Genomic DNA, 639 nt, shown 5'->3' with positions numbered 1-639 from the left:
CGCTGAGTAGACCAGATATAGTTCCCTGCATTGGTAGAAGGTAGTAAGTCTTCCACGCCTCCAACTAAATTTGTCATCGAGGTACTCGTAGCACTTATAGGGGCAAAAGTACCTATGGGTGCCACCAAGGTATACTGAATCGTTGAGATCGTCGTTTGGTTACTACTTGCACTATAAGCCGCATCCGACTTCATCGTTGCATAGTAATAGCCATCTGACCGCAATTCTATTTTGTAGCTAAAATGGGGAGTACTTCCTTGGCCATATGCGCTACCATTGCTGAGAACTAGCCCTAGTAAAATACCAAAGCCCAGTAGTAATTTTCTCATATATTTCGTGGGGTTTTCTGTTCTACTTTGTGACAACTACATGCAATGCCTTCGAACTAAAGTTCTTGCTTTGCAATTTCAACAAATATCCGCCTAGCTTCACACTCTTCAACTCTACGCTAGCTTCGTGTTTCCCATAACTAGGATCTACACTTTCTTCTTGTACCGTAATACCTGTCGTTGCATCAATGAGTTGAAGACTCAATTCGCTCGGCTCTTCTGCCAAGCGGTTGTCCCATTTAACCTTCAATCTATCAATGGCTGGGTTGGGATATATTTCTTGTAAGGATAACACCGATACGCCTGATTC

General features: G+C 43.0%; 2 protein-coding genes. Both read right to left on the bottom strand.

The window, feature by feature from the left end; translation table 11 throughout:
• The coding region (locus QM524_RS25925) for a hypothetical protein (RefSeq protein ID WP_283346905.1) at positions 1-329 on the bottom strand (329 nt) is incomplete at its 3' end.
• A 22-nt stretch (positions 330-351) separates the two neighbouring features.
• Positions 352-639: T9SS type A sorting domain-containing protein (locus QM524_RS25920; RefSeq protein ID WP_283346904.1), on the bottom strand; the 288-nt coding region annotated here is incomplete at its 5' end.

Source organism: Flectobacillus roseus, assembly GCF_030056595.1.
GTDB lineage: Bacteria > Bacteroidota > Bacteroidia > Cytophagales > Spirosomataceae > Flectobacillus > Flectobacillus roseus.
Note: the sequence above shows the minus strand (reverse complement) of the source record. Positions and strands in the feature narration are given on the sequence as shown.